The 17,483-nt window shown below is 74.2% G+C and carries 18 protein-coding genes; 8 read left to right on the forward strand and 10 right to left on the reverse strand.

Annotation, left to right across the window (positions count from 1 at the left end; all coding sequences use genetic code 11):
• Nucleotide 1 precedes the first annotated feature (1 nt).
• The 3 genes from ABUL08_RS16765 to ABUL08_RS16775 form a co-directional block, all read right to left on the reverse strand.
• A complete protein-coding gene (locus ABUL08_RS16765; RefSeq protein WP_350930849.1) occupies nucleotides 2-166 on the reverse strand; it encodes a hypothetical protein in 165 nt (54 codons plus the stop codon).
• Nucleotides 167-313: 147 nt separating this feature from the next.
• Nucleotides 314-2,515: an ATP-dependent DNA helicase RecG gene (recG, locus tag ABUL08_RS16770; protein ID WP_350930850.1), complete on the reverse strand. Its 2,202-nt coding sequence runs from the start codon at nucleotides 2,513-2,515 to the stop codon at nucleotides 314-316.
• Nucleotides 2,512-4,134 (reverse strand): DAK2 domain-containing protein, encoded by a 1,623-nt coding sequence (locus tag ABUL08_RS16775; RefSeq protein ID WP_350930851.1) that lies wholly within the window; start codon nucleotides 4,132-4,134, stop codon nucleotides 2,512-2,514. The genes recG and ABUL08_RS16775 overlap by 4 nt, the downstream gene beginning before the upstream one ends.
• A 236-nt stretch (nucleotides 4,135-4,370) precedes the next feature.
• Here ABUL08_RS16775 and rpmB point away from each other — a divergent pair, with 236 nt between their 5' ends.
• Nucleotides 4,371-4,562, forward strand: coding sequence for a 50S ribosomal protein L28 (rpmB, locus tag ABUL08_RS16780; RefSeq protein ID WP_088963534.1), 192 nt, complete (start codon nucleotides 4,371-4,373; stop codon nucleotides 4,560-4,562).
• Between the two features lie 231 nt (nucleotides 4,563-4,793).
• Here rpmB and ABUL08_RS16785 read toward each other — a convergent pair whose 3' ends face one another.
• Both ABUL08_RS16785 and ABUL08_RS16790 read right to left on the reverse strand, forming a co-directional pair.
• Nucleotides 4,794-5,261, reverse strand: coding sequence for a GNAT family N-acetyltransferase (locus ABUL08_RS16785; protein WP_350930852.1), 468 nt, complete (start codon nucleotides 5,259-5,261; stop codon nucleotides 4,794-4,796).
• A 122-nt stretch (nucleotides 5,262-5,383) separates the two neighbouring features.
• Nucleotides 5,384-6,742: an FG-GAP repeat domain-containing protein gene (locus ABUL08_RS16790; RefSeq protein WP_350930853.1), complete on the reverse strand. Its 1,359-nt coding sequence runs from the start codon at nucleotides 6,740-6,742 to the stop codon at nucleotides 5,384-5,386.
• 317 nt (nucleotides 6,743-7,059) lie between these two features.
• Between ABUL08_RS16790 and ABUL08_RS16795 the strand changes: the two genes are divergently transcribed.
• A complete protein-coding gene (locus ABUL08_RS16795) occupies nucleotides 7,060-8,046 on the forward strand; it encodes a DUF5937 family protein (protein WP_350930854.1) in 987 nt (328 codons plus the stop codon).
• Between the two features lie 122 nt (nucleotides 8,047-8,168).
• Here ABUL08_RS16795 and ABUL08_RS16800 read toward each other — a convergent pair whose 3' ends face one another.
• Nucleotides 8,169-9,107 (reverse strand): thiamine-phosphate kinase, encoded by a 939-nt coding sequence (locus ABUL08_RS16800; RefSeq protein WP_350930856.1) that lies wholly within the window; start codon nucleotides 9,105-9,107, stop codon nucleotides 8,169-8,171.
• A 166-nt stretch (nucleotides 9,108-9,273) separates the two neighbouring features.
• Between ABUL08_RS16800 and ABUL08_RS16805 the strand changes: the two genes are divergently transcribed.
• Nucleotides 9,274-9,507: an Lrp/AsnC ligand binding domain-containing protein gene (locus tag ABUL08_RS16805; RefSeq protein WP_013284547.1), complete on the forward strand. Its 234-nt coding sequence runs from the start codon at nucleotides 9,274-9,276 to the stop codon at nucleotides 9,505-9,507.
• Nucleotides 9,508-10,134, forward strand: coding sequence for a DUF3515 family protein (locus ABUL08_RS16810; RefSeq protein WP_350930857.1), 627 nt, complete (start codon nucleotides 9,508-9,510; stop codon nucleotides 10,132-10,134). It begins immediately after the preceding gene.
• Nucleotides 10,135-10,252: 118 nt separating this feature from the next.
• On the opposite strand, the gene ABUL08_RS16815 is transcribed toward ABUL08_RS16810, so the two are convergent.
• Entirely contained in the window at nucleotides 10,253-11,353 is a 1,101-nt protein-coding gene (locus tag ABUL08_RS16815; protein ID WP_350930858.1) for a D-alanine--D-alanine ligase family protein, read from the reverse strand.
• A 302-nt stretch (nucleotides 11,354-11,655) separates the two neighbouring features.
• Here ABUL08_RS16815 and ABUL08_RS16820 point away from each other — a divergent pair, with 302 nt between their 5' ends.
• Together ABUL08_RS16820 and ABUL08_RS16825 are read left to right on the forward strand one after the other, a co-directional pair.
• Nucleotides 11,656-12,090, forward strand: coding sequence for a hypothetical protein (locus ABUL08_RS16820; RefSeq protein ID WP_350930859.1), 435 nt, complete (start codon nucleotides 11,656-11,658; stop codon nucleotides 12,088-12,090).
• Nucleotides 12,091-12,127: 37 nt separating this feature from the next.
• A complete protein-coding gene (locus ABUL08_RS16825; RefSeq protein ID WP_350930860.1) occupies nucleotides 12,128-13,372 on the forward strand; it encodes an ATP-binding protein in 1,245 nt (414 codons plus the stop codon).
• 51 nt (nucleotides 13,373-13,423) lie between these two features.
• On the opposite strand, the gene ABUL08_RS16830 is transcribed toward ABUL08_RS16825, so the two are convergent.
• On the reverse strand, nucleotides 13,424-13,696 hold the full coding sequence (locus tag ABUL08_RS16830) for a hypothetical protein (RefSeq protein ID WP_377521780.1): 273 nt from the start codon (nucleotides 13,694-13,696) through the stop codon (nucleotides 13,424-13,426).
• Nucleotides 13,697-13,954: 258 nt separating this feature from the next.
• Between ABUL08_RS16830 and ABUL08_RS16835 the strand changes: the two genes are divergently transcribed.
• Complete coding sequence (locus ABUL08_RS16835) at nucleotides 13,955-14,800, forward strand: helix-turn-helix domain-containing protein (protein ID WP_350930862.1); 846 nt, start codon at nucleotides 13,955-13,957, stop codon at nucleotides 14,798-14,800.
• A 5-nt stretch (nucleotides 14,801-14,805) separates the two neighbouring features.
• On the forward strand, nucleotides 14,806-15,006 hold the full coding sequence (locus ABUL08_RS16840; protein ID WP_350930863.1) for a DUF397 domain-containing protein: 201 nt from the start codon (nucleotides 14,806-14,808) through the stop codon (nucleotides 15,004-15,006).
• Between the two features lie 153 nt (nucleotides 15,007-15,159).
• On the opposite strand, the gene ABUL08_RS16845 is transcribed toward ABUL08_RS16840, so the two are convergent.
• Together ABUL08_RS16845 and ABUL08_RS16850 are read right to left on the reverse strand one after the other, a co-directional pair.
• Nucleotides 15,160-16,212: an ROK family protein gene (locus ABUL08_RS16845; RefSeq protein ID WP_350930864.1), complete on the reverse strand. Its 1,053-nt coding sequence runs from the start codon at nucleotides 16,210-16,212 to the stop codon at nucleotides 15,160-15,162.
• 396 nt (nucleotides 16,213-16,608) lie between these two features.
• Nucleotides 16,609-17,400 carry a putative protein N(5)-glutamine methyltransferase gene (locus ABUL08_RS16850; protein ID WP_350930865.1) on the reverse strand — a complete coding sequence of 264 codons (792 nt, stop codon included), beginning with the start codon at nucleotides 17,398-17,400 and terminating at the stop codon, nucleotides 16,609-16,611.
• Nucleotides 17,401-17,483 lie beyond the last annotated feature (83 nt).

Below are 17,483 nucleotides of genomic sequence, written 5' to 3' on the forward strand. Positions count from 1 at the left end.
GTCACCGGCCCAGCGGGGGCGTGCCGACCACCCGGTCGGCGCGCCCCCGCGCCGTTCCCACCACCTCGCGCCGTTCCGCCACCACCGCGCCACGAGCGCCGCCGCCCGACGAGCCTCCGCAGCACCACGAACCCCGCCGCGCGGCGAGGACTCGCCGCAAGGTCACGCTCGAACATGGAAACAGTGGCCTGCACCCGCTCCGGATGCCCCTGTTTCCCGGATCGAGCACGATCTTGAGCCGCCAGGCGGAGCCCGCAGCGCGTAAGCGGGGCCCGCTGGGGGGCGGCCGGACGGGTGGGTGGGTGGGACGGGGTCAGCCCTTCTCCAGGTATTCCGCGCGTTCCTCGTCGACCAGGGCGGCCACCGACGCGGCCAGCGCCGGATGGCGGGTCAGCTCCGGATCCTCCTCGACCAGGACGGTCGCCTCCGCCCGGGCGTCCCGGATCAGGTCGGCGTCGCGCTTGAGGGAGAGCAGCCGCAGGTGCGAGCGGCGGCCGGACTGGGTCGCCCCCAGCACGTCACCCTCGCGGCGCTGTTCCAGGTCCAGCTCGGCGAGCTTGAAGCCGTCGGTGGTGCCGGCGACCGCGTCGAGACGTTCCCGGGCCGACGAGCCCTCCATCGCCTCGGTGACCAGCAGGCAGAGGCCCGCCGCCGAGCCCCGGCCCACCCGGCCGCGCAGCTGGTGCAGCTGGGAGACGCCGAACCGGTCGGCGTCCAGCACGATCATGACGGTGGCGTTGGGCACGTTGACGCCCACCTCGACGACGGTGGTGGCGACCAGCACGTCCAGCTCACCGGCGGCGTAGGAGCGCATCACGGCGTCCTTCTCGTCGGCGGGCAGCCGCCCGTGCAGCACGCCGATCCGCAGCCCGTGCAGCGGCCCCTCGGCGAGCAGTGGTGCCACCTCGGTCACCGCCAGCGGCGGCCGCTTCCCGTTGTCGTCCTCCGGCGGCGGCTCCTCGTCGCTCTGCGGGCCCTCGCCGATGCGCGGGCACACCACGTACGCCTGGTGGCCCTTGGCGACCTCCTCGCGCACCCGGCGCCAGGCCCGGTCCAGGAAGGCCGGCTTCTCGGCGGCCGGCACCACGTGCGAGGCGATCGGCGAGCGGCCCTGCGGCAGCTGGGAGAGGGTGGAGACCTCCAGGTCGCCATAGACCGTCATGGCGACGGTGCGCGGGATCGGGGTGGCCGTCATCACCAGCACGTGCGGTGGCTGGTCGGCCTTGGCCCGCAACGCGTCGCGCTGCTCCACCCCGAACCGGTGCTGCTCGTCGACCACGACCAGGCCCAGGTCGGCGAAGTCGACCCCCTCGTAGAGCAGGGCGTGGGTGCCGAGCACGATGCCGGCCCGGCCACCGGCCACCTCGGCCAGCGCCCGGCGACGGGCCGCCGCGCCGAGCGAGCCGGTGACCAGCTCCACCCGGGTCGCGTCGTCGGCCCCGCCCAGCTCGCCGGCCTGTGCCAGCGGCCCGAGCAGGTCGAGCATGCCCCGGTGGTGCTGCGCGGCGAGCACCTCGGTCGGGGCGAGCAACGCCGCCTGACCGCCCGAGTCGACCACCTGGAGCATGGCGCGCAGGGCCACCACCGTCTTGCCGGAGCCGACCTCGCCCTGGAGCAGCCGGTGCATCGGGTGCGCGGTGGCCAGGTCGGCGGCGATCTCCACCCCGACGTCCCGCTGGCCGCTGGTCAGCTCGTACGGCAGCCGGGCGTCGAACGCGTCGAGCAGCCCGCCGGGGCGGCCGGGCCGGGACTTCGCCGGCCAGTCCGCCGCCCGGTGCTTGCGCTGCACCAGCGTGAGCTGCACGGCGAACGCCTCGTCCCACTTGAGCCGGCGGCGGGCCCGGTAGAGCTCCTCCTTGCTGGACGGGCGGTGGATCTCCCGGAGCGCCGCCCCGATGCCGACCAGGTTGCGGCTGGCCCGCACGGTGGCCGGCAGCGGGTCGTCCGGCGGGTCGAAGGTGTCCAGCACCACCCGTACGCAGCGGGCGATCACCCAGGTCGGCACGGCCGCGGCGGCCGGGTAGACCGGGATCAGCGCCCCGGCGAACTCCTCGACCTCCTCGTTGGCCGCCGCCTCGCCGTCGCCGCCCTCGCCGAGCAGCACGTATTCGGGGCCGTTGAGCTGGCGCTTGCCCCGGAACTCGGTGACCTTGCCGGCGAACAGCCCCCACCGGCCGGGGCGCAGCTCCCGCTCCCGCCACGCCTGGTTGCCGAAGAAGGTGCAGGTGAGCACCCCGCCGGAGCCGTCGCCGACGGTCACCTCCAGCAGGTTGCCGCGCCGTTGCCGCATCGGCCGGACGGCGGTGCGCTGCACCTGGGCCAGGACGGTGACCTGCTCGCCGACGTCGAGCGAGCGGATGTCGGTGTGCTCGCCGCGCTCGTCGTACCGGCGGGGGAAGTGGTAGATCAGGTCACCCGCGGTGTGCAGGTCGAGGTGGCTCGCCAGGGCCTTGGCGGTCCGCTCCCCGACCAGCTTCTTCAGCGGCGTGTCCACCGTGGACGGCTCGGACGTCATTCGACCCCTATCAGGAGCGGGTAGTGCGGCTGACCGCCCTCGTACGCCTGCACCTCGACGAACGGCCAGGAGCGCTCGACGTGCTCGCGCACCCGGTCGGCCAGCCCGGCCGGGGCGTCCGCCCCGCAGAGCAGGGTGACCAGCTCACCGCCACCGCCCAGCATCCGGTCGACCACGGCCGTGCAGGTGTCGAGCAGGTCGGCGCCGATCAGGTGCACCTCCCCCTCGACCAGGGCCAGCACGTCACCCGGGCGGCACGGCCCGGCGACGGTCAGCGCCTCCCGGCTGGCGTGGCACACCTCGGCGTACCGGCAGGCGCCGGCCGCCTCCGCCATGGCGATGACGTCGTCCTCGAAGCGCCGGCCCGGATCGCGCACCGCGAGGGCCGCGAGGGCCTGCACCGGGGAGCGGGTGGGCACCACGCTCACCTTGACGCCCAGCCGGTGCGCCTCCCGGGCCGCGGCGCTCGCCACCGACTGGGTGTTGGGGTCGTTCGGGAGCACCACCACCCGGGCCGCGCCGCTGGCCCGCACGGCGTCCAGCAGCTCACCGGTGGACGGGTTGCCGGGGACCACCGTCGCGCCCTCGCCGGCGAAGAGTTCGGCGATGCCCGCTCCGGTCGCCACCACCACCGCCGCCCGCCCGTCGGGCAGCGGAGCGGGCGGGCGCGGCGCCGGGGCCGTCTGGTCGGCGAAGCGGGTCACCGAGATCCGGTGCGGGCGGCCGGCGGCCACCCCCGCCTCGATCGCCGCGCCGACGTCGTTGACGTGCACGTGCACGTTCCAGGTGCCGACGCCGGGGCCGCCGTCGCCGACCACCACCAGCGAGTCGCCCAACGCGTCCAGCTCGCCGCGCAGCCGGGCCACCGCCTCCGGGGTGGCGTCGAGCAGGTACTGCACCTCGTAGGCGTACGCGTCGGAACCCGTCTCGCGGACGACGGTGGCCGGCGGGCGGACCGCGGGGGACGCGGGCGCCGGCTCGGGCACGCGCTCCCCGGTGACCACCTCGACCAGCGCGTCCAGCAGCAGGCAGAGGCCGCGCCCACCGGCGTCGACCACGCCGGCGCGGGCCAGCGCCGGCAACTGCTCGGGGGTACGCGCCAACGCGCCAGCCGCCCCGGCGGCCGCCGCCCGGGCCACCGCGCGCAGGTCGTCGGTGTCGGCCTGCTCGGCGGCGCGGGCGGCGGCCGAGACGACGCTGAGCAGGGTGCCCTCCACCGGCCGGGCGACGGCGGCGTACGCGGCGGTGGTCGCGTCGCCCAGCGCGGCGGCGAGCAGCCGGCCGCGCACGGCCGGGGCGGCGGCGAGCGCGTCGGCGAAGCCGCGCAGGATCTGCGACAGGATCACGCCGGAGTTGCCCCGGGCGCCGAGCAGCGCGCCCCGGGCCATCAGCCGCAGCGCGTGCCCGTGCGGGGTGTGCCCGTCCTCGGGGAGGGTGCCCAGGTCCATCGCGAGGGCCTGCTGGGCGGAGGTGAGGGTGAGCACCAGGTTGGTGCCGGTGTCGCCGTCCGGCACCGGATAGACGTTGAGGTCGTCGATCTCGCCCTGGTGCCGTTGGAGGGCGGCCAGCCCGCTCGCGCACCAGCGGCGCACCGCGGCGGCGTCGAGGGTCTCCAGCACGTCGGGAAGCCTACTGGCGCACCCTGACACGCGCCGGGGTCGACCGGCCCCCGTCGGCGTGTCCGATGACCCGGGGCCACCGTCGGCGCCGCGTCGGCACCGGTACGCTGGGCCGGGCCGCAGCCGGGTCGACCAGGCCGGTTGGGCGGACCGGTGGGTCATCGGGTAACCTGACCAGGTTGCCCGGGCAGCGCCTGCTGGCGACCTCATGAACGTATCAATCCCAGGAGTATCCCGTGGCTAGCGTGTGCGACGTCTGTGGCAAGGGGCCGGGCTTCGGCCACAACGTGTCCCACTCGCACCGGCGGACCAACCGCCGCTGGAACCCGAACATCCAGTCGGTGCGTACCCCGGCCGGTGGCGGCAACACCAAGAAGATGCAGGTCTGCACCTCGTGCATCAAGGCCGGCAAGGTCACCCGCGCCTGACGCGGTAGCGCCTCCACCCCGAACACTGCCAGCACCGGCGGACCGTCACGGTCCGCCGGTGCTGTCGTGTCCGCCGAACGTTCCGCGATCATCGCGGGTCCGCGATCGTCGCGGGCACCCACCACAGGATCGTGCCCGAGCAAAGAAACAGTGGCCTCCCCCACCGGACGAGGCCACTGTTTCCCGGATCGGGCACGATCCTGATGCGCGAGGCGCGCGACGGGTGGAGGGTCAGAGGGGGCGGCCGAAGGAGAGGCAGCCGGGCTCGTCGCGGTAGTAGCCGAAGTTCGGGATCCGCTCGTAGCCGCCGGCGGTGTACATGGCGATCGCCTCGGGCTGCCGGTCGCCGCACTCCAGGATGATCCGCTTACGGCCGGCGTCCCGGGCGGACTCCTCGACCGCGGCCAGCACCGCGCGGGCCACGCCCCGGCCCCGGGCCGCCGGGCTGGTGTACATCCGCTTCAGCTCGGCCGTCTCGCCGTCGTCGCCGTGGCTGCGCCAGCCGCCGCAGCCCACCGGCTCGCCGCCGAGGTGGGCCACCAGGAACGCGCCGGCGGGCGGCACGAACTCGCTCGCGTCGATCGGCGTCTCGTCGCCGCTGCCGCCGTACCGCTGGCCCAGGTCGGCCAGGGCCGCCCGGATCAGCGCCTGGGCCACCGGCGAGTCGAAGCGTACGGCGTGGATCTCGATCTCACTCACCGGACCACGATACGACCGGCGCCGCCCGCGCCCTGGCCTGCGGGGCGGGACGTGGCGTACGCCTCCCGGCGTACTCGAAGGTCGCCCCCGCCGGAGGTTCCCGGCGGGGGCGACGAGGTGGGTCAGCCGAAGTACAGGGTGTCCGGGTTCGCGCCACCCCAGCCGCTGCCGATGGTCGCCACCGACGCCCAGTTGCCCGGCGAGATGTTGCGGTAGTACGAGATCAGCCCCGTCGAGGTGTTCACGAACACCAGGTCGGCCTGGCCGTCGCCGTTCATGTCGGCGAAGTACATCGCCCGCGGGTCGGCGGCACCCCAGCCGCTGCCGATCGCCACGGTGGTGCCCCAGGTGCCCGGTCCGTTGTTCGGGTACAGCTTGACCAGACCGCCCGACTCCACGGAGAGCAGGTCGGCCCGGCCGTCACCGTTCATGTCGGCGAAGGAGAGCCGGTTCGGGTCGGCACCGGCCCAGCCGCTGCCGATGGTCGCCACCGACGCCCAGTTGCCCGGCGAGATGTTGCGGTAGTACGAGATCAGCCCCGTCGAGGTGTTCACGAACACCAGGTCGGCCAGGCCGTCACCGTTCATGTCGGCGAAGTACATCGCCCGCGGGTCGGCGGCACCCCAACCGCTGCCGATCGCCACGGTCGTACCCCAGGTGCCCTGCCCCAGGTTCGGGTAGAGCTTGATCACGCCGTCGGAGCCCGCAACGACCAGGTCGGACCGGCCGTCGCCGTTCATGTCGGCCCAGTGCAGCCGGTTCGGGTCGGCACCCGCCCAGCCGCTGCCGACGGCGGCCACCGGCGCCCAGTTGCCCGGCGAGATGTTACGGAAGTGGTTGATCACCCCGGTCGAGGTGTTCACCGTCTGCAGGTCCGCCAACCCGTCCCCCGAGTACGAGGCGGTGCCGACGACGTGGTCGTACCGGATCGGGGTGTAGGTGGTGAGGTCGGAGTAGCTGTCGAAGCCGATGTTGCCGAAGTTGCTGACCGCGTCGGGGTTCCGCACGGTCTCCCCGGTCTGGTTGAACGAGTAGACGTACGCCCCCTGGCTGTGGTCGGCGACGGACTTCCAGCGGGCGAAGAGCTCCATGTGACCGGTCCGGACGATCGCGTCGCCCGGCTGGAGGTCGCCGAGGCTGCCGAGGGCGTGCCACGGGTGGCTGCCGTCGAGCTGCTGGAAGGCGGTGGTGTTGTAGTTGCTGGTCAGGTGCCAGGCCATCGAGACCAGCCCGGAGCAGTCCCGCCGGTACGACCCGCCGTCCGGTCCCGCCGTGAGGGCGTTGGTGTCGTAGGTGATCCCCTGGTCGACCCAGTACTGCGCCCGGTCCAGGATCTCGCCGCGGCTGATCGGGCCACCGGCGGTGGAGGCCTGGGCGGGGGTGGGTGCGGCGACGGCGACGGCGCCCAGGCCGGCGACGGCCACCGCCAGCGCGGCGCGGGCGGCCCGGCGCAGTACCGGAGAAATTGTTGACGTGCGCACGATTTCCTCCTCGGGGAATCGCTTTTCGAATGGTCGGACGGGGCGGCGCGGTGCCGCCCGGAGGCGGGTGGCTCCGGGCGGCCGGGGCGGGTCACGCGTCCCTGCCCACCACGGCACGCTCGCGCTGCTGGACTGCCTGCGGTCCATCTCTCCCCCTCGTGGAGATCGGTGACGAGGGGAACGTATTGAGCGCGCGGCATGCCGGACGAGAGATTCGAACTGGTTCGAATACCCCCGTGAAAATGTGACGGGGGACGCCGACGCAGAGTCGGATATCTGTCATTTCCGGTGACCGTTGGAATTTATCGTCGTCATTCATGTTCACCGTGGAACTTGACGCCGCCACGTTGGCCGGCGTCCGGCTGGGCGCCTCACCGGCGTTCGAGGCCGTGGAATGGCTCTGGTACGCGGCCACCGGCCGCCCCCACCCGAGCGCCGGTCCCACCGGACCGCGGGCCCGGAGCGCGCTGCGACACCCCGACGTGGCCCTGCTCGCGGCCGTGCTGCCGAACGACACCTGTGCCGTCATCCCCGACCTGCTGACCCCGGAATACGAACCGGGACCGCCCAAGCAGGCCCTGCGCCGCCAACTGGAGGCCCTCGCCGCGACCGCCCCCGAGGTGGTGGAGGCACAGCTGGGCGAGGTGTTCCAGTTCACCGCGGCACCCCCGCCGGTCCGCGACGCGGTGCAGGCGGGCACCTTCGGCGCCCGGGCGGCGAACGGCATGTGGCAGTTCTGGCGGGCCGCCCTGGCCGACGAGTGGTCGGCGCTGGAGTCGGTCCTGGAGGCCGATATCGCCCGCCGGTCGGAGCTGATGGGCCGGCAGGGCGTGGCCGGCCTGCTGAGTTCGCTGCACCCGGACGTCCGCTGGCGGGACGGGCGGCTGGAGGTGCACCGACCGGGCGGGACCGAGCTGATGTTCACCGCCGGCCAACTGGTGCTGGTTCCCTCGGTGCTGGGCTGGCCGCTCTTCTTCAAGCAGTTCCACCGGCCGCGCGAGGGCGTGCTGATGTATCCGGCCCAGGGGGTACCCGTCCCGACCGGACCGCGGCCGGCGACCCCCGGGCTGGTCGGCCGCAGCCGGGCCGAGCTGCTGGCCGACCTGAGCGTGCCCCGCTCGACCGGCGAGCTGAGCCGACGGCACACCCTGGCCCCGGCGACCGTCTCGTACCACCTGGGCGTGCTGCTGCGGGCCGGCATGGTGACCCGGTTCCGGGAAGGCGCGCTGGTCTACTACCGCCGGACGGCGGCGGGCGACACCCTGCTCGGCGCCGACCGCGCCGTCACCGCCGCCGCAGGCTGAGGCTCACCAGCGAAGAGCACGACCGCGGCCGTCCCCGTTCGGTCGTCCGTCACTGCGTCCGCCGGGTGTCCGGCACCACGGCGAACGACCAGACGGTCAGCCGGACCGGAGTCCGGCCCGGTTCAGCGGAAGTGGTCCCAGCCGGCCGGCCCGTCGTACGCGGCGCCGTCCACGGTCACCCCGGCGCCGTCCGTTACCCGGCCGACCGGCCGCCACTCGGCGGGCAGGGCCACCGAGCGGGGGAAGGTCGCGGCCAGCGCGTGGTCGTCGCCACCGCCGAGGATCCAGGTGTACGGGTCGACGCCGAGCGCCTGCGCGGCGTCCCGCATCTGCCGGGGCACCTCGAAGGCGTCCCGGTGCAGGTCGATCGCGACTCCGCTGGCCTTCGCCACGTGTCCGAGGTCGGCCAGCAGCCCGTCCGACACGTCGATCATCGAGGTGGCGCCGAGCCGGGCGGCGTGCGGTCCGGCGGCGTACGGCACCTCGGGCCGGCGGAACGCCTCGACCAGCAGCCGGGGCGTGCGGAACCCCCGGGTCAGCACGGTGTACCCGGCCGCCGCCCAGCCGGTGCGGCCGGCCAGGGCCACCACGTCGCCGGGCTGCGCGCCGGAGCGGACCACCGGGGCCCGGTCCGCCAGGTCGCCGAGGGCGGTGACGGCGATGGTGAGGGTGGGGCTGGCCGACATGTCCCCGCCGACCACGCTCGCGCCGACCTTGGCGGCCTCCGCGCCGAGCCCGTCGGCCAGCTCCTCGGCCCAGCTCGTCTCCAGCTCGGCGGGCATGCAGAGGGCGACCAGCAGGGCGGTCGGGGTGGCGCCCATCGCGGTGATGTCGGCCAGGTTCGCCGCCGCGGCGCGGTGCCCGACGTCCCGCGCGCCGGACCAGTCCCGCCGGAAGTGCCGCCCCTCGACCAGCACGTCGGTCGAGGCCACCACCCGGCCGTCCGGTGCCGCCACGACCGCGCCGTCGTCGCCGGGGCCGAGCAGGCAACTCTCCCCGTACGTCAGCCGGGCGGTGACCCGGTCGATCAGTCCGAACTCGCCGACACCCGCGACCGTCATCGTGTCTCCTCGTCGCGCTCAATCATGATCGTCTTCCCGTCCCGCCCGGGCCGGGAGTGTGCTCGCTCACCGCGTCCGACCGACGACCGATAGGGATCAGCCCTGCTCCGTAAGGTAGTTTCACCCTTCGGGCCGCCCGAGGGCGGCGACGGACGGAGGTCGAGTCGTGGTTCAGGCGTACATCCTCATCCAGACGGAGGTCGGGCGGGCGCGTGACGTGGCCGGTCTGATCGCGGACCTGGCCGGCGTGGTCCGCGTCGACGCCGTCACCGGGCCGTACGACGTGGTGGTCCTCACCGAGGCGAACACCGTCGACGAGCTGGGCAAACTCATCGTCAGCAAGGTGCAGATGGTGCCCGGCATCACCCGCACCCTCACGTGTTCGGTGGTGCGGCTGTAAGTGGACGAGATCACTTCCCCCGCCGCTGGTGCGGAGTCCCGCCCGGCCGACCCGGCCCCGGGCCGGGACCGGACCACGCGCCGCGCGGCGCTGGTGGCGACGCTGATCGCCCTGCCGGTCACCGTGGCCGTGGCCGGCTTCACCTTCGCGAAGCTCTCCCCGGACTCCCCCGCCGCCGCGCCGAGCGCCTCGCCGACCGCCGCGCGACCGCAGTCCACCGCCCCGGTGGAGCTGCCCGCGCCGACCCTCGCCGAGCGGCCGGGCGTCGTCTGCCGGGCCCTGGTGTCCCAGCTTCCCGACAGCCTGCGTGACCTGAGGCAGCGCCCGGTCACCGCGGGTCCCGAGCAGAACGCCGCGTACGGCGACCCGGCGCTGACCGTCTCCTGCGGCGTCACGCCGCCGGTGTTCGAGAAGACCGACGAGGTGTGGACGGTCAACAAGGTCTGCTGGCACCCCGTCGAGGAGGCCGACGCGACGGTGCTGACCACGGTCGACCGGGAGACCCCGGTCCGGGTCCGGATCCCCCGGCAGTACGCCCAGCCCCTCCAGTGGGCCGCCCCGATCTCCGACGCCGTGGTCTCCGCCGTCCCCTCGTCGAAGTCGGCCCCGTCCGGCTGCACCCCCTGACCCACCACCCGCCACCGCAGGCCGTGCCTGAGGCGCAGTTTCCCGGAAAGAGTGGCCTCCCCAGCGGAGATGGCCACTCTTTCCGTGAATCTGAGCGGTTGGTGGAGCAGGGGCGCGGTCAGCGGGGGGCGGTGTCGCGGCGGAGGGCGGTGCGGATGAGGCGGTTGACGAGCTTGGGGTATTCCAGGCCGCTGGCGGCCCACATCCGGGGGAACATCGACGTCGGGGTGAAGCCGGGCATCGTGTTGATCTCGTTGAGGTAGACCTCGTTCTGCGGGGTGACGAAGAAGTCGACCCGGGCGAGGCCGGAGCAGTCCAGCGCGGTGAACGCCCGGGTGGCGTACTCGCGCACCTGGCGGGTGACCGCCTCGGGCAGGTTCGCTGGGATGTCGTACTCGCAGGCGTCGTCGATGTACTTGGCCTCGAAGTCGTACCAGTCGTGGCCGGAGACCACCCGCACCTCGGCCAGCACCGACGCCTCGGGGGCGCCGCCGGCCTCCCCCTCCAGCACGCCGCACTCGATCTCGCGCCCGACGATCGCGGCCTCCACCAGCACCTTGGTGTCGATCTCCCGGGCCGTCGCGACGGCCGCGTCGAGCTGGGACCAGTCGTCGACCTTGGTGATGCCGAAGGACGAGCCGGCCCGGGACGGCTTGACGAAGACGGGCAGCCCGAGCCGCTCCTTCTCCTGTTCGCCCAGCGTCATCCCGTTGCGCAGCACCGCGTACGGGCCGACCGGGATGCCCTCGACGGCGCAGAGCTTCTTGGTGAACTCCTTGTCCATCGCCGCCGCCGAGGCGAACACGTTCGCCCCCACGTACGGGATGTCGGCCATCTCCAGCATGCCCTGGATGGTGCCGTCCTCGCCGTACGCGCCGTGCAGCACGGGGAAGACGACGTCCACGTCGGCCAGCGCCCGGGGGCCCTCGGTCGGGTCGAGCACCATCAGGCCGCCCGAATTCGGCTCGGCGCGCAGCAGCACCTCGGTGCCGGCGCTCGCGGTGATCTCCGGCAGCTTCCGGGCCTGGATCGCGAGCTGGGCCGGGTCACCGCTGGTCAGCACCCACTGGCCGGTCCGGGTGATGCCGACCGGCACCACCTCGAACTCGTCCGGGTCGAGGGCGCCGAGCACGCTGCCGGCACTGACGCAGGAGATGCCGTGCTCGGGGCTGCGGCCGCCGAAAACGATCGCCACACGGGTCTTGCCTGGGGTGGTCACTGGAGGTCACCTCTTCGTTCGCGACTGCGGCTGGCCGTGCTCGCCGGTGGCGCTCACCCGGTTGACCTTACTGTGCGTGGCGGGCGGCCGATGCCGATACCCGGCGACAGAGGCGCACCCGACGCAACCGGTCAGCGACACATATACGGGGAGTAACCGGATGTTCCTGCCGGACGTCGCCGCCCCAGGGTGGCGTCGGACAGCGGAGGTGTGTCACGGAGACCGTCGACCGGGGCATCGGGCGGGCCCGCGCGTTGCGGGAGATCGGCCGGTGGGACGACGCCACGGCCGAATTGATCTCTGTGCTGACCGACCGGCCGGACGACGTCGAGGCGCTCTGCACGCTGGCGTACTGCCGGGGCCGGACCGGCGACCACCCCGGCCTGCTCTGCCGCCGGGCGTGGCGGCGGCAGCCGGCGGCCGTCCGATGGCGGCTGCGCGCCGAACGGCGGTCCGCGGCGGTGGCGCTCCGGCCGGTGCTGGTGCTGGCGGCCACGGTCGCGTTGACCGTCGGCGCCTGTCCTCCGTCCGCCGACGGCGCGGCCGAGGCGAGCGGCCAGCTCGCGCTCACGCTCACCGCCGTCACCCTCGCGGTCCGGCTGCGCAACCTGCTGGCCCGTCAGCTCCGGGCCGTCCTGGTGCGGCTCGGACACCGGGCCGGGCTGGCCGTCCACGAGGGCCGGAGCCGACTGCGGGGCCGACGTCCGGCACCGCCACCGACGGCGGCACGAGGGTGAGCGGAACCGGATGGTGGCCCACTACGCTGCTCGTCCTATGAGCCCCGATCCCCTCATCGACAGCCTGCTGGCCGCCCTCGACGCCCGCCCGGACGACCTGCCGCTGCGCCTGCACCTGGCCGGTCTGCTGCTGGACGCCGACCGGGGCGGGGAGGCGATCGCCCAGATCGGGCAGGCGCTCGCCCGGGATCCGGGCAACCCGCAGGCGCAGACGCTGATGCAGCGGGCGCTCGGTGCCCCCGTACCCGGGAAGGCGGCACCGGCGCGGCCGGCGCCGGCCGGTCCGACGCCGGGCGGCGACGACCCGCTGGCCGCCTACGAGCAGGAGCTGGCCGACGTCGTGCCGCCGCGTTTCGCCCGGGCCGGCGACGAACCGGAGCCGGTGACCGGCGAGGCCGACCGGGTGTACGACGTCGAGACCAGCGCGGTCCGGCTGGCCGACGTGGGCGGCATGACGGCCGTGAAGGAGCGGCTGGAGCTGGCCTTCCTCGGCCCGCTGCGCAACCCGGAGCTGCGCCGGATGTACGGCAAGAGCCTGCGCGGCGGGCTGATGCTCTACGGCCCGCCCGGCTGCGGCAAGACCTTCCTGGCCCGCGCGGTGGCCGGCGAGATGGGCGCGAAGTTCCTCTCCCTGTCGATCGTCGACGTGCTGGACATGTGGATCGGCAACTCGGAACGCAACCTGCACGAGCTGTTCGAGGCGGCCCGCCGCAACGCCCCCTGCGTGCTCTTCCTCGACGAGGTCGACGCGCTGGGCCACAAGCGTTCCCAGATGGGCTCCAGTTCGATGCGGACGCTCGGCAACCAGCTCCTGGCCGAGCTGGACGGCATGGAGGGCAGCAACGAGGGGGTCTTCGTGCTCGCCGCGACCAACACCCCGTGGGACGTGGACCCGGCGCTGCGCCGCCCGGGGCGGCTGGACCGGGTGGTGCTGGTGCTGCCGCCGGACGCCGAGGCCCGCGCGGCGATCCTGGAGTACCACCTGCGGGAGCGGCCGATCGCCAACATCGACCTGCGCAAGGTCGTCGCGAAGACCGAAGACTATTCCGGTGCCGACCTGGCCCACCTCTGCGAGACGGCCGCCGAGTTCGCGATGGCCGACTCGGTCCGCACCGGCGAGGTACGGATGATCGAGCAGCGGGACCTGGAGCGGGCGTTGAAGGAGGTCCGCCCCTCCACCCGGCCGTGGCTCTCCACCGCCCGCAACGTGGCGATGTTCGCCAACGAGGGGGGCGTCTACGACGACCTGGTGGCCTACCTGAAGCGGCGCAAGCTGCTCTGACCCGGGCGTCGCCGACGGCGGCGGGGAGCGCGCCGACCGTCGGCGACGGGCTCACACCAGCGTTTCCGGGTCCTTGGGGCGGCGGCCCACGGCGATCACCTTCACCCGCTGCCGGCCGGCCCGGACCATGCCCAGGGCCATGAAGGCACCCGCGATCCGGTCGGCGGCCTCCCGGCTGTTCGCCCCGACCACCTGGCGGCGGCGCTCGGGGCTGGTCCGTTCGTTGCGGTTCAGCGCCTCGACGGGCCGGACGTCGGTGAGCACCACGAGGAACCGGGTCACCGCCGGCCACCTCGGGCCGGGCGGAGGGGCGCGGACCCGGATCTCCGGGTACGGGCTCCGGTCGACGTCATGCGCGCCCCTTCCGTCGCTCGGCGATGGCAGGGCACGCGGCGATCAGGTCTTGGGGGAGTAAAACCCGATCGCCGCGCGCCCCATCCCCTCCGGTCGCCCACCACCACCGTCGCCACGACAACCGGCGGTGAGGACCTGGTCACAGATTGACAGGTGGACACGCGTGAATGCAACTCTCATCGATGTTCTCTCATGCCCGAGTTCCCGTTTATGTGCGACCATCGATGCATGGCTCCGAAGACGGCCCGGGCCCGACGGCTCGGCATCGCCCTGCGTACCCACCGGGAAGCCGCCGGCCTGACCCTGGAGGCGGCCGCCGACGAGATCAACAGCACCCGCAGCACCCTGTCCCGCTACGAGAACGCGCAGACCCTGGTCAACCCCGCCACCGTCCGCGCGCTGCTCACCCTCTACGGGGTGGGCGCCGACGAGGTGGCGGCGGCGGTGCAGCTCGCCAAGGACGCCCGCAAGCCCGGCTGGTGGGTCTCCTACTCCTACCTGCTGGACCGGCGCACCATCGACTTCATCGCCCTGGAGGCGGAGGCCACCGGCATCGCGAACTTCGAACCGTCGGTGGTGCCCGGCCTGCTCCAGACCGCGGACTACATCCGGGGCGTCATGCGCGGCGGACCGCACACCCTCAGCGACGACCAGGTCGAGCAGCGGGTCCACCTCCGCCTCGACCGTCAGCAGCGGCTCACCTCGGACGACCCGCCGATCCTGGACGCGATCATCGACGAGGGCGCGCTGCTGCGCCCGGTGGGTGACCGCAGCGTCATGGAGGGGCAGCTGCGGCACCTGCTCAAGATGGGCGAGCTGCCGAACATCACCGTCCAGGTGATCCCGCTCGCCGCCGGATACCACCGGGGCACCCGCGGCTCGCTGCACATCCTGGAGTTCGCCGACCCGGAGGACCCGATCATCGCCTCGGTCGAGACGGTCGCCGGGCAGATGGTCCTCGACCGGCCGGGCGACCTGCGTACCTGCACCAAGATCATGGAGCACCTGCGGACCGTCGCGCTCAGCCCGGCGGCCAGTCGGGACCAGCTCGCCCAACTCCTGAAGGGACGGTAGTACCGATGACCCCCACGACGAGCCCGCAGCCGGAGCCGGTCGCCTGGCGCAAGAGCAGCCACAGCGGCGACGAGGGTGCCTGCGTCGAGATGGCCGTGCTGCCCGGCGCCGTGGCGGTCCGCGACTCCAAGGACCCCGGCGGCCCGACGCTGCGCTTCACCCCGGCCGCCTGGGCGTCCTTCGCCGACGCCCCGCCTCGCCCCTGACCCCACACCGGGTACCGGCCGGCCAGCGGGCCGGCCGGGGGCGCTCGGGCGGTGCCGCGCTGGCCGGGCGGCGCAGGGGCGGGCGCCGCGCCGGACGGTGGCGCGAGGGCGGCGCCGGCCGGACGGTGGCGCGAAGGTGGTGCCGGCCGGCGGTCAGCCGGCCATCAGCGGGCCGGCCGGGGCGTCGGCCCGCAGCGTCTCCAGCGCCGCGATGGCCACTCCGCGCGCGCCGGCCATGTCTCGCTCGGGCACCAGGGCGAAGGCGGCCACCGCGGCCTGCTCGGCCCGCAGCACCGTGTGCTCCCGCACCGTGGCGAGGAACCAGTCCCGGAACTCCGGCGCCGCCTCCACCACCCCACCGCCGACGAAGTACGCGTGCGGGTCGGTGAAGTTGGCGGCGATCGTGAAGAGCCGACCCAACGCGGTCGCCTGCTGGGTGAAGACCTCCCGGGCCAGGCCGTCGCCGCGCTCGCCGTACCCGCGGACGAGCTTCGCCGCCCGGGCCGGCTCCTCGGCGGCCAGCGGATGCCCGGGATACCGACCCAGCCAGTACGGCAGCAGGTTCCGCTCGATCGCGGTCAGCGAGGCGACGCTCTCCGCATCCCCGGCGAAGCCGCACGCGCAGGTCGGCACCGGCTGACCCGGGGCCAGCAGCCCGTCCAGCGGGATGTGCACGTGCCCGAACTCGCCGGCCATCCCGGCGGCGCCGGTCACCACCCGGCCGTCCTCGACCACCCCGCCACCCAGGCCGGTGCCGACGATGGCGGACACCGAGGAGCGGCGCATCGCGTCGGCGCCGAAATGGACGTGGTGGGCGTAGAGGGCGGCGGCGTTGCCGTCGTTGTGATAGATCACCGGCAGGCCGAGCCGGCGTTCCAACGCGCCCCGCACGTCGTACCCGCGCCAGGCCGGCTGGGAGAAGTTGGTGGAGCCGCGGGACGAGATCACCCCGGTGGCGCTCGCCGGACCGGGCGTGTCCAGCCCGACCGCGCGGACCAGCTCGCGCGGCACGCCGGTCACCGCCAGTACGCCGTCCAGCGCGCGGGCCAGCGCCTCGATCGCCGCCTCCGGGCCGGCCCGCACCTCGCTGGGAGTCTCCACCAGGCCGTCCACCAGGAACCGGCCCTCGACGGTCAACACGGTGGCGTTGTTGCTGGTCCCCCCGTTGTCGAGACCGACCACCACCGGCACACCCGTGCTGTCCATCCGCCACCTCCCACCGTTCCCGTCCGGTCTGGTCCTGAGGCTAGTTCCACGTTCACCGTCCCGCACGCGTCGGACACCCGGCTCGCCCCGCCACTCCTGCGCCGACGGACGGATCACGCCGAACGACTCCCCCGCCGCCGCCCGGCCACCCGGCGGACGGGCCATGCCGGTTGAGCAATATGACTCTGAGGCATGAAGATGACTCAGAGGCATACCGCTCACGGGCGCACCGCCGTCCGGGCCCGACGCGCCCGGTCGGACCGCGGCGGCGGCGGACCGGCCCCGCCCCGCGCCGCAGCGCCGAAAGCACCGGGAGCCAGCAACACCGGGGCTGGGGCGTCGGGAACGCTGGAGACGAAAGCGTCGGGAGGGCCCGGTGCGCGCGAACCGGCTCGGTCAGCCGGGGCGGCGGGCGATGACCGCGGTGGCGTCCACCTCCTCGTCGCGTCTCACCGTCGGCTCCAGGCCACGGGCGACGAACGCCGCGCAGAGCGCGTCGACCTGGCCGTCGCTCACCTCCACCACCAGGTGGCCGCCCGGGGCGAGCCAGCCCACCGCCTGGTCGGCGACCCGGCGCAGCACGGCCAGCCCGTCCACGCCACCGTCTAGCGCCACCGGGGCCTCGTGCAGGCGGGCCTCGGGCGGCATCAGCGACACCGCCTCCGTCGGCACGTACGGGGCGTTCGCCACCACCACGTCGAGCCGGCCCCGCCACTGCCCGGGGACGGGCGCGAAGAGGTCACCCTCGTAGACCGGCACGCCCAGCGGGGCGAGGTTGCGCCGGGCGCAGGCCACCGCCGCCGGGTCGATGTCGGCGGCGGCCAGCCAGCGGGGCGCCAGCCGCCCGTGCATCACCAGCGCCGCGGCGCCGGAGCCGCAACAGAGGTCCAGTACGGCGGGCGCGGGACCGGCGACCGCCGTGGCGGCGGCGACCAGCAGGGCGGTCCGCCCCCGGGGCACGAAGACGCCCGGGTCGACGGCGACCCGCAGGCCGCAGAACTCGGCCCAGCCCAGCAGGTGTTCCAGCGGCAGGCCGGCGACCCGCTGGTCGGTCAGCCGGGTCAGCGACGCGGCCGAGTCGGCGGCGGCGATCAGCAGCTCCGCCTCGTCCTCGGCATAGACGCAGCCGGCGGCGCGCAGCCGCCGCACCAGGGCGGGACGGTCGGGCGAGAAGGGGGATGGTGCCATGGGAAACCTCCGGGAGCGCTGGTCGGCGCTCCCGACGTCGCCTAGTTCCCGGGCGACGCGGACGCGGAGGGGAGCGCCGGTCC

It is taken from the genome of Micromonospora sp. CCTCC AA 2012012 (genome assembly GCF_040499845.1).
Lineage (GTDB): Bacteria > Actinomycetota > Actinomycetes > Mycobacteriales > Micromonosporaceae > Micromonospora > Micromonospora mangrovi.